This window comes from Allokutzneria sp. A3M-2-11 16, from assembly GCF_024213555.1.
GTDB lineage: Bacteria > Actinomycetota > Actinomycetes > Mycobacteriales > Pseudonocardiaceae > Allokutzneria.
In genome coordinates this window covers 187,319-203,773 of the sequence record NZ_JANAVO010000004.1, presented here as the reverse complement: position 1 = coordinate 203,773, position 16,455 = coordinate 187,319, and the positions used below count along the sequence as shown (strand labels likewise).

The 16,455-nt window shown below is 69.6% G+C and carries 8 protein-coding genes; 7 read left to right on the top strand and 1 reads right to left on the bottom strand.

Annotated features, from left to right (window positions below; genetic code table 11):
* Nucleotides 1–17 precede the first annotated feature (17 nt).
* The 5 genes from NLX83_RS25205 to NLX83_RS25185 are packed head-to-tail and all read left to right on the top strand — an operon-like array spanning nt 18 to nt 12,960.
* On the top strand, nt 18–5,477 hold the full coding sequence (locus tag NLX83_RS25205) for a type I polyketide synthase (protein WP_254237631.1): 5,460 nt from the start codon (nt 18–20) through the stop codon (nt 5,475–5,477).
* Nucleotides 5,474–10,441, top strand: a complete 4,968-nt coding sequence (locus NLX83_RS25200; RefSeq protein ID WP_254237630.1) for a beta-ketoacyl synthase N-terminal-like domain-containing protein — start codon at nt 5,474–5,476, stop codon at nt 10,439–10,441. Before NLX83_RS25205 ends, NLX83_RS25200 begins: the two co-directional genes overlap by 4 nt.
* On the top strand, nt 10,431–11,174 hold the full coding sequence (locus NLX83_RS25195) for an acetoacetate decarboxylase (protein ID WP_254237629.1): 744 nt from the start codon (nt 10,431–10,433) through the stop codon (nt 11,172–11,174). Before NLX83_RS25200 ends, NLX83_RS25195 begins: the two co-directional genes overlap by 11 nt.
* Complete coding sequence (locus tag NLX83_RS25190) at nt 11,171–12,055, top strand: aminoglycoside phosphotransferase family protein (protein WP_254237628.1); 885 nt, start codon at nt 11,171–11,173, stop codon at nt 12,053–12,055. Before NLX83_RS25195 ends, NLX83_RS25190 begins: the two co-directional genes overlap by 4 nt.
* Complete coding sequence (locus NLX83_RS25185; RefSeq protein ID WP_254237627.1) at nt 12,052–12,960, top strand: aminoglycoside phosphotransferase family protein; 909 nt, start codon at nt 12,052–12,054, stop codon at nt 12,958–12,960. Before NLX83_RS25190 ends, NLX83_RS25185 begins: the two co-directional genes overlap by 4 nt.
* Here the strand turns inward: NLX83_RS25185 and NLX83_RS25180 are convergent.
* Nucleotides 12,948–13,859: a phosphotransferase gene (locus tag NLX83_RS25180; protein ID WP_254237844.1), complete on the bottom strand. Its 912-nt coding sequence runs from the start codon at nt 13,857–13,859 to the stop codon at nt 12,948–12,950. The genes NLX83_RS25185 and NLX83_RS25180 overlap by 13 nt on opposite strands.
* A 94-nt stretch (nt 13,860–13,953) precedes the next feature.
* Between NLX83_RS25180 and NLX83_RS25175 the strand changes: the two genes are divergently transcribed.
* Both NLX83_RS25175 and NLX83_RS25170 read left to right on the top strand, forming a co-directional pair.
* The gene (locus NLX83_RS25175; protein ID WP_254237626.1) at nt 13,954–15,102 is read left to right on the top strand and encodes a L,D-transpeptidase; all 1,149 of its coding nucleotides are present in this window, start codon (nt 13,954–13,956) and stop codon (nt 15,100–15,102) included.
* Nucleotides 15,103–15,558: 456 nt separating this feature from the next.
* A complete protein-coding gene (locus NLX83_RS25170; protein ID WP_374118806.1) occupies nt 15,559–16,419 on the top strand; it encodes an HAD family hydrolase in 861 nt (286 codons plus the stop codon).
* The last annotated feature ends 36 nt before the right edge of the window (nt 16,420–16,455 follow it).

Genomic DNA, 16,455 nt, shown 5'->3' with positions numbered 1-16,455 from the left:
TTTCACAGGAGATTGTTGTGGCACGCGAGAGCGCGCAACCGCCGGTGGCCATCGTCGGCCTCGGCACGATCATGCCAGGATCGCTTGACGCAGAAGGGTTCTGGCGCACCGTCGTCGAGGGCCGAGACCTGATCACCGATGTGCCCGGCACGCACTGGCTGGTGGAGGACCACTACGACGCCGACCCGTCCGCACCGGGCAAGACCTACGCGCGCCGCGGCGCGTTCCTGCCCGAGGTGGACTTCGACCCGGTGGCCTTCGGCATCCCGCCGAACGTGTTGCCCGCGACGGATTCCACCCAGTTGCTCTCGCTCGTGGTCGCCGAGCAGGTGCTCGCCGACCTCGGCGGCGGGCTCGGGGAGACCGACCGGGACCGGGTGAGCGTGATCCTGGGCGCGTCGGCGATGAAGCTGATGTCGGAGATGACCGGCTGGCTCAACCGCCCGGTGTGGCTGAAAGCCTTGCGGGAGAACGGGGTCGACGAGCCAACCGCGCAGGCGGTGTGCGACGGCATCGCCGGGCACGGCGTGGACTGGCAGGAGGCGACCTTCCCCGGCATGCTCGGCAACGTCGTCGCCGGGCGGATCGCCAACCGCTTCGACCTGCACGGCGCCAACTACACCACCGACGCCGCCTGCGGCAGTTCGCTCGCCGCGGTGTCCGCGGCGATCGCGGAGCTGGCGATCGGCCGCGCCGACCTGGTGCTGACCGGCGGTGTGGACACCACCAACGACATCGGCACCTTCGTCTCGTTCAGCAAGACCCCCGCGCTGTCGCCGAGCGGGGACTGCCGCCCGTTCGCCGAGGACGCCGACGGCACCATGCTCGGCGAGGGCCTGGCGATGCTCGCGCTCAAGCGGCTCGACGACGCGGAGCGCGACGGCGACCGGATCTACGCGGTGATCCGCGGTATCGGCGCGGCGTCGGACGGCCGGAGCACGGCGATCTACGCGCCGCTGCCCGAGGGCCAGGCCAGGGCGTTGCGCAGAGCCTACGACGTGGCGGGCTACGACCCCGGCACCGTCGAACTCGTTGAGGCGCACGGCACCGGCACGATCGCGGGTGACCGCGCCGAGTTCGGCTCGTTGCGCGAGGTCTTCGACGAGTCCGGGCGCACCGACCGGCAGTGGTGCGCGCTCGGCTCGGTGAAGTCCCAGGTCGGTCACACGAAGTGCGCCGCGGGTGCGGCCGGGCTGGTCAAGGCCGCGCTCGCCTTGCACCACAAGGTGTTGCCGCCGACGATCAAGGTGGACCGGCCCAACCCGGAGCTGGAGCTGGAGCGGACTCCGTTCTACCTCAACACCCAGGCGCGCCCGTGGGTCGGCAATCCCGCGCATCCGCGCCGTGCCGCGCTGTCGAGCTTCGGCTTCGGAGGCAGCAACTTCCACCTGACCCTGGAGGAGTACACCGGTCCGGCCGCGGCCTGGCGGCACCGCTCGCAGCCGAGTGAACTCGTCCTGTTCAGCGCTTCCTCATCTCAAGAGCTGCTGAAGAGCTTGCGCGCCAAGCGAAGTGGCTCACTCGCCGACATCGCCCGGCGGAGCCAGCTTCGCTTCCGGGCGACCGATGCCGTTCGGCTCGCGGTGGTGGCCACGGACATCGGCGACCTCGAACGAGCGGCGGCCTTGGTCGAGAAGTCCCCGGACAAGGGGTTCTCCACGCCGAACGGAGTCCACTATGGACTTTCTATTGTGGAGGGACGAACCGCGTTCCTGTTCCCCGGTCAGGGGTCACAGTACGTCGGGATGAGCGCCGACATCACCATGCACGTGCCGAGTGCTCAGCGGGTGTGGGACCGCATCGGTGACTTCGACGAGCAACCGTTGCACCAGGTGGTGTTCCCGCGCCCCGCGTTCACCGATGCCGAACGTGCCGAGCAGACCGCTCGAATCACCGCGACGGAGTGGGCTCAGCCCGCGCTCGCCGCGCATAGCCTCGCGCTGCTCGGTGTGCTGTACTCGCTGGGCTTGCGGCCGGGTTGCGTTGCGGGACACAGCTTTGGTGAGCTTGTCGCGCTGTACGCGGCCGGTGCGGTCGACGAGCGGTCGTTGCTGCGGATGGCGCGGCGGCGCGGCGAGCTGATGCGGGACGCTGCCGAGGTCCCGGGCGTCATGACCGCGGTCACGGCCTCCCGCGAGGATGTCGAGAACGTGTTGTCGGGCATCGGGATCGCCGATGTGTGGGTGGCCAACCACAATGCGCCGGACCAGGTCGTGATCTCGGTCGGCGCGCCCTCGGCCGATGTCGTCGAGCAGAAGATCGCCGCCGAGGGCGTCGCGGTGAAGCGGCTCAACACCGCGACCGCGTTCCACAGCCCTCTGGTGGCGGACGCTTCGGCGCCGTTCCTGGACTTCCTCAGCGGAATCCCGGTTGTCGAGCCCGGTGTCGAGGTGTTTGGCAACGCCGACGCCGCGGTGTACCCGAGCGCGCCGGAGGAGATCCGCTCGCGCGTCGCGGGACACCTCGCGGCTCCGGTCCGCTTCGTCGAGCAGATCGAGGCGCTGTACGCGGCGGGGGTCCGGCGGTTCGTCGAGGTGGGCGCCGGGTCGACGCTGACCGGGCTGGTCGGCCGCATTCTCGGTGACCGGGAGCACCTGGCCGTGGGAACCGATCGCAAGGGCCGCAACGGGATCAGCAGCCTCAACGAGGCGCTGGCCCGGCTCGCGGTGAGTGGTACCGAGTTGGGCTACGAGGCGTTGTGGGAGCGGAACGCACCGCTCGCGGAACCGAAGAAGGAGAGCAAGGCCAAGATGACGGTGCGCATCAACGGTGCCAACCAGGGGCGCCAGTACCCGCCCGCCGGTGGAGCGACGGCGTTCCCCGCGCCCAATCCGGTGGTCCCGGCAGCCGAACCCGTTGTGGCTCAGGAGGCTTCCGCGCCCGGGTGGCTGCGCGCGGTGGAGGAGAGCCAGCGGCAGACCGCCGAGGCGCACAACACCTACCAGCAGCTGCTGTCGGAGAGTCACCTGGCTTTCCTGCGTTCCTCGGAGGCCACGCTCGCCGCGCTGCTGGGCAGTCCTGGCGAGCTGTCCGCCGCTCCCGCTCCAGCTCCAGTTCCTGCTCCGGTCAGCCTGCCCGCTGCCGCGGTAGTGTCCGCTCCGGCGATGCCCAGTGCTCCGATGATGCCCGCCGCTCCGGTGATGCCGAGCATCACCGCCATGCCCGCGCCCCCGGTTTCCGCTTCGGTTCCTGTCGGGCCTGCCACCGATGTCAGCGCCGTGCTGCTGAGCGTGGTGGCGGATCGGACGGGTTATCCGGTGGAGATGCTGGATCTGGATATGGAGCTTGAGGCGGATCTGGGGATTGACTCGATCAAGCGGGTGGAGGTGTTCTCGGCTCTGCGCAGGGAGGTTCCGGGTCTGGCGGAGTTGGACTCGGCTCGGCTCGGTGCGCTGCGGACGTTGCGTGAGATCTCCTCGGGGCTCGGTGGTGGCGTTTCCAGCTCCAGCACCGCCGGTCAGGACATCAGTGGGGTGTTGCTGAATGTGGTGGCGGATCGGACGGGTTATCCGGTGGAGATGCTGGATCTGGATATGGAGCTTGAGGCGGATCTGGGGATTGACTCGATCAAGCGGGTGGAGGTGTTCTCGGCTCTGCGCAAGGAGGTTCCGGGTCTGGCCGAGCTGGACTCCGCGCGGCTCGGTGCCCTGCGCACGCTGCGCCAGATCACGAGCGAGTTCGGTGGGGCGGTCGAGGCCGGGAGCACCGGGAGCGCCGGGAACACGGTCGTTCGCCGGGTGACCCGGGCGGTCGGCACCCCGGCTCCGGGTCTGGCCATGGTGGGGCTGGGCGACTTCCCGCTCTACGTCACCGAGGACGGCGGGGGGATCGCCGACTGCGTCGCGGCGAAGCTCACCGCGCGGGGCATCGCCGCCAAGGTCGTGACCGAGGTTCCGGCCGACGCCAACGGGGTTGTGCACCTCGGCGGACTCGCGGAGATCAGGTCGATCGACGATGCCCTCACCATCCACCGCGACGCCTACCAGACGGCGTGGCGCACTGCCGCCACCTTCACCACTGAGGGCGGTGTCTTCGTCACCGTGCAGGACACCGGCGGGGACTTCGGGCTCGACGGGCGCAGCCCGAACCGCGCGTGGCTCGGGGGAATCTCCGCGCTTTCCCGTGTGGTGGCCAAGGAATGGGACTACGCGAGCGTCCGTGCGATCGACTGCGAGCGCGGTGGCCGCACGCCCGACGAGATCGCGGAGGCGATCGTCGGCGAGCTGCTCTCCGGTGGGTCCACTTTGGACGTTGGTCTGCGGGCCGATGGGACCAGGCTGACGCTGCGCGCGGTCGCCCAGGAGCTCGACGGCACTCCGGGCACCGCGGTCGGGCCGGAGTCGGTGATCGTGGTCGGCGGCGGGGCGCGCGGCGTGACCGCTCCCGGGTTGCTGGCGCTGGCGCGTTCACACCGGCCACGGTTGGTGATCCTCGGCCGCAGTCCGCTCGCGGACGAGCCGGACTACCTCGCCGGGATCACCGATGAGTCCGCGCTGGTGCAGGCCGTCGCGCGGCACGAGCGCGCGGCGCCGGGCGTGGTGCGCTCCAGGGTGCGCGGCGTGCTGGCCAACCGCGAGGTGCACGCGAACCTGAAAGCCTTGCGGGACGCGGGATCCGAGGTCAGCTACCACGCCGTGGACATCCGGGACAGCGCCGAGGTGGCCGTCGCTCTGGCCACCGTTCGCGAGCAGTGGGGGCCGATCACCGGGCTCGTGCACGCGGCGGGCGTGATCGAGGACCACCCGCTGGTCGAGAAGACCGACGAGCAGTACGAACTCGTCACCAGCACCAAGCTCACCGGGTTGCGCGCGTTGCTGGACGCGACCGCCGAGGACCCGCTGACCATGCTCTGCCTGTTCTCCTCGGTGGCGGGCACCTTCGGCAGCGACCGGCAGAGCGACTACGCCATGGCCAACGAGACGCTGAACCACGTCGCCGTCGCGGAGAGCGTTCGCAGGCCGGACTGCTTGGTGCGCTCCATCGCGTGGGGGCCGTGGGAGGGCGGCATGGTCGACTCGTCGCTGAAGGAGTTCTTCCGCCGCAGGGAGATCGCGCTGATCCCGCTCGCTGAGGGCGGGGCCGCCTTCACCGACGAGGTGACCGGTGCGGGCAACGACGTGCGCGTGATCATCACCGCGGGCGAAGGCGTTGCGGTGATGACCGGCCGGAACCAGGACCCGCCCTCGGTCGAGGTGCGGTTGCACGCATCGACCCACCCCGACTTGGTCGGGCACGCCGACACCGGGGTGACCGCCACGACCGCGGTCGACTGGATGAGCCGGGCCGCGCGCACGTGGTTCCCCGAGCTGGACAGCGTCGTCCTCGACGACGTGCAGCAGCTCGGCACGTTGCCGCTGCCGGGACTCACCGGCTCGGGTAGCCGGATTCCGGTGCGCGGCAAGCGGATCGACGCCTCCGTGGTGGACATCGAGGTCGGCGACGCGCCGAGCTTCCGCGCCCGCCTGCAGATCCAGTGACCCGGGAAGAGAACACCAGCGTGGACATCGCGATCGTCGGCCGGGGCTGCGTGCTGCCCGGCGCGTTCACCCCGGACCAGTACTGGGACAACCTCGCCGCGGGCAGGCAGAGCCTGTCCACCGTGCCACCCGACCGGTGGGGGCTCGGTCCACAGTGGGCGATGGCGACGGACACCGAGACCGTCGACCGCACCTATTCCGACGTCGGCGGGTACGTGCGCGGCTTCGATGCCGTGTTCGACCCCTCCGGCTTCGCGATCGACCCCCCACTCGTGCTCGCCCTGGATCCGTTGTTCCAGTGGGTGTTGCACGCCGGTCGCGAAGCACTGCGCGAGTCCGGACTGGGCGCCGCCCCGTCCCGGTCCGGACTCGTGCTCGGCAACCTGTGCATGCCGCCGGAGGCCATGGCGGGCTTCGCCGAGCACGTGTTGCTCGACGGAACCCCTGCCCTGCGTGGCGATCGCGTTCGGCCGGACGCTCGAAACCGTTTCTCCGCAGGACTTCCTGCGCACCTCGCGGCCAAGGCGCTCGGGCTGGACGGCGGGTCTTTCGCGCTCGACGCGGCATGCGCCTCCTCGCTTTACGCGATCAAGCTCGCCTGCGACCGGCTGCTCGACCGCTCCGCGGACTTCATGCTAGCCGGGGCGGTGAACCGCGCGGATCAGCTGATCCTGCAAGTGAACTTCGCCGCGCTCTCGGCGACGAGCAGCACCGGGCGGAGCCGTCCGTTCCACCGCGACTCCGACGGCCTCGTGCTCGGTGAGGGCGCCGGGATGGTCGCGTTGATGCGGCTGGCCGACGCGGTGCGCCAGGACATGCCCATCTTCGGTGTGGTGCGCGGTGTCGGCTTGTCCAACGACGGCCGGACCGGTGGTTTGCTCGTACCTGCGCAAGACGGGCAGGAGCGGGCGATGCGGCAGGCATACGAGATCGCGGGTGTCGCGCCGGAGACAGTGTCCCTTGTGGAGTGTCATGCCACCGGAACCCCGGTCGGTGACTCCATCGAGGTGCGGTCGCTGGCGAACGTCTTCGCGGCGAGCGCGAGCCTGCCGATCGGTTCCGCGAAGTCCAACCTGGGCCACGTGCTCGCCCCCGCGGGCGTTGCCGGTCTGCTCAAGGTGATCGGCGGGATGCGGGCCGGGCTCCGCCCGCCGACCCTGGACGCCGACGAGCCGATCTCCGCGCTGGACGGAACTCCGATCCGCCTGGTGACCGAGACCGAGGAGTGGACCGGGCCGCTGCGCGCGGGGGTGAGCGCGTTCGGTTTCGGCGGCAACAACGCCCATCTCGTTGTGGACGGCTGGACCGAGAACGTCGGGGTCATCGAGGCTCCGGTGCCGCCGAAGCGACTAGATCCGGTGGCGATCGTGGCGATCGGCGCGAAGGTGGCCGATGGCGCGGACGCGGAGGACTTCCGCAGGGATGTGCTCACCGGAAACCGCCGCCGGAACCTGCGCCGTGACGTCAACCTGTCCCTTGCGGGACTGCGCTTCCCGCCGCGCGACCTGGAGCGCGCCTATCCACAGCAGTTGGTAGTACTGGAAACCGCTCGCGAGGCCGTTCGCGATGTGAAGCTGCCGCGCGAGCGCACGCTTGTGCTCGTCGGCATGGGCACGGACCTTACGGGCACCAGGTACTGCGCCCGGCTTCGCGTTCCACAGTGGATGGAGGACGCGGGCGCGGACACCAGTGATGCGGCTGCCTTCCGCGAAGCCATCGCGGGACCGTACACCGCGGCCGTTTCCGTTGGTGCGATGCCGAATCTCGTCGCCAACCGGATCAACGCGCAGCTGGACCTGGCCGGGCCGGGCTACACGGTGTCGGCGGAGGAAGCCTCCGGTCTGGTGGCGCTCGACCTCGCCGCACGCGCTTTGCGGCTCGGTGAGGCCGATGCGGCGGTCGTCGGTGCGGTCGACCTCTCCGGAGATCCGGTGCACCAGGCGGCACTCCGCGAGCTCGGTCGCGAGACCACGCCGGGTGATGCGGCTGTTGCGCTGGTGTTGAAGCGGCTCAGCGACGCCGAGCGTGACGGTGATCGCGTGATCGCTTTGCTGGACCAGGACGATTCCCAGCCCGCTGACCTGATCGTCGAGGAGTCCACTGTGGACTTCTTCGGATCGGCGCACGCGGCGGTCGGGCTCGTCGGTGTCGCTATGGCGGCTACGGCGTTGCGGCACGGAGCGCTCCCGCAGGCCGGTTCTCCGGCGACGCCCGTCGTGGGATTGCAGACCGCAGAGGTCGTTGTGGACCCGCTCGAAGCGCCCAGGACCCGGGTTCGGCTGCGCGCGGCGGGAACTCCCGAGCCGTGGATCGCGGACGAGCCCACGCTGGAGGTCTACTCGGGCCGCGACCGCGCTGAAGTCGTTGCGGCACTGGAGTCCGGTGACATGTCGGACAGCGGTCCAGCCAGGCTCGCGGTGGTGATCGAGGGCGACCGGGGCAAGGCGATCGAACGTGCCCGGCGTTGGCTCGTCGACGGGGGAGTGAAGCCCGCGGGCGTCGCGTACCGGGACGAGCCGCTCGGCGGAGAGATCGCGTTCGTGTTCACCAACGGTGCCGCGGTGTACCCGGACATGGGCCGTGAGCTGTGGCTGGCGTTCCCGGACGCGGTCGCCTCCGCGTCCGAGCGCTTCGGCGGACCGCTCACCCCGCCCGGCGGCCGGCCGCCGTCGGTGGTCGAGGACATAGTCGACCTCGGCAAGTTCAGCATGCTGCACAAGGAGATCACCGACTCGCTGGGCTTGCGGCCCAGTGCGGTGATCGGGTACTCCGCCGGGGAACCGGTGGGGCTGACGGTGATGGGCGTCTGGCCGGACATCACCAAGTGGAACAACGACTTCCGCGAGAACTCGCTTCTCAACGATCTCACCGGCGACTGTCATGCGCTGCGGGAGCAGTGGCAGCGGGCGGGCATCACCGAGGACCGGTGGGCCAGCCACCTGGTCAACGGTCCGGCCGCTTCCGTTAGCGCGGTACTGGACGACTACCCCGGCGTGCACGTGATGGCGGAGAACGCGCCGGACGTGTGCGTGGTGGGTGGCCCGGAGCAGGCTTGCTCGATGCTGTTGGCGCGCACGGGTCTGCCGTCCATCAAGATCGGCTACCACTTCGCGGCGCACGTGCCGGAGCTGGAGCCGGTGCGCGCTTCGTGGCGTGACTTCGCCACTCAGCCCGCTCGCGACATCCCCGGTGTTCGCTTCTACAGCGGTGCTACCACGGAGTCCTACACGGCCACGTCGGAGCGCGCCGCAGAGGCGGTCAGCGCGCAGGGCGTCAGCACCGTGCGGTTCGCCGAAGTGGTCGAGCGCGCGTGGGCCGACGGTGTGCGCGTGTTCGTCGAGTTGGGTCCGCAGGGGCTGTGCACTGGATGGATTCGTCGGACCCTTGGCGATCGTGAACACCTGGCTGTTGCGCTGGATGCGCCGGACGGGCGAGGGCTGCGCCAGTTCGGCTTCGCGTTGGCTGAACTCGTCGCGGCCGGAGTTCCCGTTGCCGCGGCGGAGTTCTTCGAGCGGATGCGCCGCCCGCGTGCGGAGATCGGCAAGACCATGCGGTTCCCGGTGGAGTGGAGCGAGGTTCGCCTGCCGGAGCTGCGGTTCGCACCAGTCCCGGTTGCTACTCCGGCTGTTGTCGCTCCGGATCGCGTCAGCTTCGTTATGGCGCAACGGGAACGGGTGGCCGCAGCGCACGCGGCGGTGCTCACCCAGCACACCGAGGTGCACCGGCATTTCCTCGAACTCCAGACTCGGACGGCGATCGCGTTGATGGGGCGGCAGCCGGAGAAGAAGCTGGTCTTCGATCGTGAGGACCTGCTTCTCCTTGGTGCTGGGCCGGTTTCGCGGGTCTTCGGTCCTCGCTTCGCCGCGCAGGACGACCACCGCAGGCACATTCGCCTTCCGCAGCCGCCCATGCTGTTGTTCGACCGCGTCCTGGAGATGGAGGCGGAACAGGCTTCCATGGGCGCGGGCGTGATCAGGACCGAGACCGACGTGCACCCGGACGCCTGGTACCTGGACCACACCGGGTACCTGCCGCCAGGGCTGATGGTGGAGACCGGTCAGGGCACCCTGGTGCTGATGAGCTGGCTGGGCGCGGACCTCGGCCATTCCGGGGACCGCAACTACCGGTTGCTGGACGCGGAGCTGACCTACGTCGGCAGTCCCGCGCGGGCTGGCGAGGTGATCAGCTGTGAGGTCAACGTCGACGGGCACAGCGAGTACAACGGACTGATCATCTTCGCGTGCCGCTACGACTACTGGGTTGGCAACGAGCTGCGTGTCACCGTTCGCTCGCGCAGCGGCCTGTTCACCGACGAAGCCCTGGCGAGCTCACCGGGCGTCCCGTGGAACCCGGCCGAGCACGTCCCTGCGGCCGACGCCCCGCTGGACACGCCGTCGAACGCTTGCTCACCTGGAAAGTTCGCGCCGCACCAGATGCTGGCGTTCGCCAACGGGCGCGCCGCTGAGTGCTTCGGCCGGGCGGAGCTGCGGTCGCACAGCAGCTCGCCGCGGCTGGGCAGCGAACGAACCTGGTTGCTGCACGAGGTGACCGAGTTCGATCCGGCCGGTGGTCCTTGGGGCCGCGGTTATCTCCGAGTGGAGACGCCGGTTGCCGACGACGCGTGGTTCTTCGACGGGCACTTCCGGGACGATCCGTGCATGCCGGGCAACCTCATCGTCGACGGCGGCTTCCAGGCGATGGCCTTCTACCTGGCAGCGTTGGGATTCACCGTCGATCGGGACGGCTGGCGGTTCGAACCGGTGCAGCGCGAGACCTATGACTGGCGTTGTGGCAAGCAGATCACCCCGGCCAACGAGCGCCTGGTGTACGAGCTGTTCGTGGCGGAGGTCAGGGGCGGCGACGAGCCCACGCTGATCGCGGACATCGTGTGCGCGGTGGACGGTGTGAACGCGTTCCACGGCTCCCGTTTCGGCCTGACCCTGAGGAGGGGCGATGCGCGCTGAGGACGTCCTGGCGAAGGTGACGACGCCGCTGGCCGCGCCCGCTTATCCGCTTGGTGTGTACCGGTTCACCGACCGCGAGTACCTGAACATCTTCTACCGCACCGATCTCGACGCACTGTGCGCGATCGTCCCAGAACCGTTGGAGATCGACGAACCGCTGGTGCGCTTCGAGGTCATGCACATGGGCGATGTCGGGGGTTTCGGGCCGTACACCGAAGCGGGCATCGCGATCCCGGTGCGCTTCGGTGAGGAACGCGGCGAGTACCTCCACGCCATGTACCTCAACAGCTTCGCGGCGATCGCCTGCGGGCGCGAACTCTCGGCCTATCCGAAAAGCCTTGGTGAGGCACGGCTCCAGGTGGACAGCGGGGCACTCGTCGGCACGCTGGACATCGGGTCCCTGCGGGTTGCGACGGCGACCATGGGGTACAAGCACCACCCACTGTCCGAAGAGGACGCGTTGCGGCAGATCACCGTGCCGACCTACATGATGAAGATCGTGCCCGGCTACGACGCGCGGCCCAGGATCGCCGAGCTGGTGCGCACGCAGATCGCCGACGTGACCGTGAAGCAGGCGTGGACCGGTCCCGCGCGGCTCCAGCTGTTCGAGCACGTGCTCGCGCCGCTCGCGGACCTCCCGGTGCGGGAGGTCGTCCTGGCCAGCCACATCTTGACCGACCTCACCCTCGCGCCCGCAACTGTGTTGCACGACTACCTCACACTGGAGGCGTGAACAACGTTGACCGGGACTGGTTCGACGACGCGTCGCGCCGTCTCGCCGAGTGCCTCGGCCGGTGGCGGCTGTCGCCCGACGGTCCTCTCCAGCTGAGCCATGCGTGCTCATTGGTCCAGCGGGTGCACTGCGCCGATGGCTCGCCCGCCCTGCTGAAAGTCAGGACCAGCTGGGCCGCCGTCGTACTCCGGAAAGATGCCGCCGTGCTGCGCGCCTACGGCGGGAACGGCGTGGTGCGCTTTCTCACCGAGGACTACGAACGGGGGGCGTTGCTGCAGGAACGGCTCGACCACACCCGGCCACTGTCCACTGTGGATGACCAGTGGGCCGCGTTCGACGTTCTGGCCGAGCTGTTCGCCCGGACCAGCTCCGCCCGCCCGCCTGAGGGAGTGCGGCGGCTGTCCGAGGTCGTGGCGGAGATGATGGAGTACGTGCCGCGAATGCCCGATCCGGACCACCGAGCGTTGTTCGACGCCTGTGCCGGAGCCGTTCACGACCTCCGTGACGAGCCAGGGGACCAGTTGCTGCACCAGTACCTGGACCAGAGCCACGTCCTGGCTCCGTTGCCGGGCTTCGACCGCGAACCCTGGCTGGTCATCGCTCCGGCGCCGCTGGTCGGTGATCCCGGCTACGCCCTGCTGCCCGCACTGGTCGACCGGTGGGACGAAGTCGTCGCCTCCGGTGACGTCGCGGGCGTGGTCCGCAGGCGCTTCGACCTGATGGTGGAGCGCCTCGGTCTGGACCGGCGCCGGACGGCGGGCTGGGCTCTGGGTCGTGTTCTGGACAACTGCCTGCACGACCTGGAGCAGGAGTTCTTCCCGTGGCCGGAGACCGTCACCGTTGGGCAGATCCTCGCTGAGATCTACAAGAGGTCGGCATGACCACCGTTCTCCCCGCCGGTCTGGTCCGGCTGCACAGCGGGCAGGACCAGACCTGGCTCGACAACCTGCCCCGCTTCGTCGCCGAATACCTCGACCGGTGGGAGCTGCGGCCCGATGGCGCGCCGGGGCACGGCATGGCCTCGCTGGTCCTGCCGGTGCGGCACGCGGACGGCGCGGCCGCCGCGCTCAAGATCGGCCGGGTCACCGAGGAGAACGCGGGCGAGGCAGCCGCGTTGCGCGCGTGGGACGGTGACGGAGCGGTGCGGCTGCTCGCCGAGGACCACTCGCGCAGGGCGCTCCTGCTGGAACGGCTCGACCACGCCCGCCCACTGTCCACTATGGAGGATGAGTGGGCGGCGCTGCGCATCCTGACCGACCTCCTCGCCCGGATCGGCTCGGTTCCGCCGCCCGCCGGGCTGCGACGGTTGGGCGACGTCGCGGCCGCCATGCTGGAGGATGTGCCTCGACTGTCCAATCCGGATGAACAGGCGTTGCTGGACACCTGTGCCGGTGTCGTCCGGGACCTCGTCGACGAGCCGGGAGATCAGCTGCTGCACTGGGATCTGCACCAGGGCAACGTGTTGGCGCCGCTGCCGGGCACCGATCGCGAACCGTGGCTGGTGATCGACCCGGAGCCGCTCGTCGGTGATCCCGGGTTCGACCTGATGCCCGCGCTGTCGGACCGGTGGGACGAGGTCGTGGCCTCCGGTGACGTCGCCGGTGTGGTCCGCAGGCGCTTCGACCTGATGACCGAGGGGTTGGGGCTGGACCGGCAGCGCGCGTTCGGCTGGACGCTCGCTCGCGTGCTGCAGAACTGCCTGTGGGACATCGAGGACGGCGAGCCCGAGCTGAACGCGGCCCAGGTCGCCATCGGAGAGACCTTGATCGCCGCTTACAAGAGGTAGGACTCCGACAGTAGCGACGCCATGTGCTCCAGCGGGGCGCTCGCATACTCGTGGTCCACGTCGCCGCCCAGGGCCCTGATCCACACCAGGGTCCTCGCCACCTTGCCGACCCGGCAAGCCAGCTCGACGGACGCGACCAGCTCCGCGGGCGGTCCGAACCCGGCGAGGTAGGCATCGCGCACTCGGTGGTCCTCGTTGCGCGACAACGGCAACAGCAGGCTCGCGAACGGGTGCGCCACCACGCTGTCGCCCCAGTCGTAGAACTTCGCGCCGGTAGCGAAGACGTTGCTCTGGTGCAGGTCGTTGTGGTCGAGGCTGGGCGGGATCGGGTCCTCGGCGAGCCGTTCGCACCACTCGCGGTAGGTGTCCTCGAAGGCCACGAGCTGGTCGAACGTGGTCCGCTCGGCCTCGCCACCGCGCCGCTCCACGTAGGCGCCGACCGCCTCCATGGCCTCGGTGAACCGCTTCGGCATGATCGCCGCACGCATGTCGACGACGCCGATCGCCAGCAGCTCGTCGACGTGCGGGGCCAGGTCGCGTTGCAGTTTCGCATACCCCGCAAGCACTTCCGCGAGATCGCGCGGGCTGTCCTTCATCGTCGGCCCGCCATCGGGCAGCAGCAGCCACTCGCGGTCGAGGTCCACTGCGATCGGGGTGAGCACGCGGTCCGGGGCGAGCCGGTGCAGCAGCGGGTAGAGCGGCACCTCGAACGCGGTGCCCGGACCGCACGCCTTGAGCCACACGACGCCCTGGTTCGTCTCCGCCCGAAGCACCGTCGCCCACGACTGCACCCGCGGCTGCGTCACCTCGCCGGTGCGGACCATCCCCGCCCTGACCAGCTGCGCGTCCATCCAGGCAACGGCCTCGCGGCGCCACGGGTCACTCGCCCAAAGTTGCATCACAACGGAAAGTTAGCTTGTGCGGCTGCTCACACAACCCGGGTGCCGCGCACCGCGTCATCTCTGCGAAACCATCACCACAGGGGAGACGCACATGGCGCGAGCCAAGTCGATCGCGATCGGACTAGCCGTTGTGGCGGCACTGGGGCTCAGTGCGTGCACCACCGGCTCGCCCGCGCAGCAGGCAGCCAACGTGGCCGCGCCGCCGGAGAGCAAGGTCGTCGTCGAGCCCGCCGACAAGGCGACCGGAGTGGCCCCGGCCGCACCGCTGAAGGTGAGCGTCACCGGCGGAACCCTCGGCGACATCCGGCTCACCGGGGCCGAGGGCAAGCAGCTGGCTGGCAAGCTCTCCGACGACAAGAGCACCTGGACCGCGACCGAGAAGCCCGACTTCGACGCCGAGTACAGCTTCTCCGGCACTGCGACCGGCTCCGACGGCAAGCCGCTGCCCGTGAACAGCAGTTTCCGCACCGTCAAGCCACGGGTGCCGGTCACCGTCAGTCCCCGCGTGACGGAGGGCGGCAGCTACGGCGTCGCGCAGCCCGTGTGGCTGGTCTTCCCTTCTCCCGGCGTCAAGAGCACCGAGCGCGCCGCCGTCGAGAAGGCCGTGTCGGTCGAGACCACCCCCGAGGTCGAGGGCTCGTGGGGCTGGATCGACGGCGAGAACCTGGTGTGGCGCCCCAAGGAGTACTGGCAGCCCGGAACGCGCGTGACCGTCCGAAGTGGACTCCGTGGCGTGCACTTCGGCAACAACGCCTACGGCAAGAACGACTTCACCACGAACTTCGTCATCGGCCGCCACCAGCTCGTGCGCGCCGACACCGACCAGCACCGGCTGATCGTCGAGCGCGACGGCAAGGAGTTCCGCAACTACCCCGCCAGCTTCGGCCGCGAGTCCGACCCGAAGCTCGTCACCCGCAACGGCCGCTACTTCATCATGGCCAAGCACGAGCAGTACTACATGAAGCAGTTCGAGTTCAACGCGCACTGGGCGCTGCGGATGTCCAACCACGGCGAGTTCATCCACGCCAACCCGGACTCCGTGGGCAGCCAGGGCCGCAACAACGTGTCGCACGGCTGCGCGAACCTGTCGATGAAGGACGCCAAGGACTACTACGCCACCGCGTTGGAAGGCGATCCGGTCGTGGTCACCGGCTCGTCCATCGACCTCCCCGCCAAGGGCGCCGACTTCTGGGCCTACCCGTGGGACAGGTGGACCGCCCTCTCCGCCACCAAGGCCTGACCCGACGTTTTTGCCCTGAACGAGTCATTGAGGTACTCCAGCGCACTGAATGAGTCATTGAGGCACTTGAGCTCCCCCAATGACTCATTCAGTCCACTCTCCACGCGGCGAATGACGCGTTTGGGGCGTTGAGGTCCCTGAACGACTCGTTCAGGGCAAACCCCCTCGTTTCGGGCTCATAACGTGGGTTTGAGTGCCCTCGGACGCCCGGTATGTGTCCGAAGCGGCGGCTGAGGCCGAGCCGCCGCCAGAGGCACGGGGTCGCGGCGGCCAGCACAACGTGGGCTCGCGAAGTACCTCAATGACTCATTCAGCACGTTGGAGTCCCTGAATGAGTCATTGGGGATCTCAGCGTGCACTGAAGAGGTCGATCGGGGCGGCCGGGTGGTGTCCGGATAGGCTGGAGCATTGGGGAAGGCGGTGCGCATGCCGGTGAGGAAGCCAGCGGGAGAACCCGTGCAGGAGCCGGAACTGGAGCGGTTGGCCGCGGTGGCCGGTGCCGCGTCGGCGGAGGCCGCCGTAGTGGGGCCGGTGGGGGATGGCCCGGCGCTGGACCTGACGGCCGGGGCGTTCTTCGACGTGGACAACACCATGATGATGGGCGCGTCGATCTTCCACTTCGCGCGCGGTCTGGTGGCGCGCAGGTACGTCTCCGGAGCGCAGCTGGCCGGGTTCGCCTGGAAGCAGCTGAAGTTCCGCGTCGGCGGGCGCGAGGACCAGGCCAGCATCGACTCCAGCAGGGACCAGCTGCTGTCCTTTGTGGCCGGTCGGACCGTCGAGGAGCTGTCGGCGGTCAGCGAGGAGATCTACGACGAGCTGATGGCCGACAAGATCTGGCCGGGCACCAGGGCGCTCGCGCAGAAGCACATCGACGCGGGCCAGCGGGTCTGGCTGGTCACCGCGACCCCGGTGGAGCTGGCCACGATCATCGCGCGGCGGCTCGGCCTGACCGGGGCGCTGGGCACGGTGGCGGAGAGCGTCGACGGCGTCTACACCGGACGGCTGGTCGGCGGGCTGATGCACGGTCCGGCGAAGGTGCACGCGGTGCGCGCGCTCGCCGCCCGCGAGGGGCTGGACCTGCGGCGCTGCACCGCGTACTCCGACTCGCAGAACGACGTCCCGATGCTGACCGCGGTCGGCACGCCGGTCGCGGTGAACCCGGACTCCGGGCTGCGCCGCATCGCGCGGGCCAAGGGCTGGGAGGTCGAGGACTTCCGCACCGGCCGCAAGGTCGCCCGTGTCGGCGTGCCCTCGGTGCTCGGCGCCGGGGCTGTGATCAGCGCCGTTGCCGCGGGGCTCGCGCGTTCCCGCCGATAGCCTGTAACAACACTGTGTGTGAGCGACGAAGTACCC

Coding starts and splice junctions, on each gene's coding strand:
- NLX83_RS25195 (WP_254237629.1), top strand. CDS start 10,431: ATGCGCGCTGAGGACGTCCTGGCGAAGGTGACGACGCCGCTGGCCGCG.
- NLX83_RS25185 (WP_254237627.1), top strand. CDS start 12,052: ATGACCACCGTTCTCCCCGCCGGTCTGGTCCGGCTGCACAGCGGGCAG.
- NLX83_RS25180 (WP_254237844.1), bottom strand. CDS start 13,859: ATGCAACTTTGGGCGAGTGACCCGTGGCGCCGCGAGGCCGTTGCCTGG.
- NLX83_RS25175 (WP_254237626.1), top strand. CDS start 13,954: ATGGCGCGAGCCAAGTCGATCGCGATCGGACTAGCCGTTGTGGCGGCA.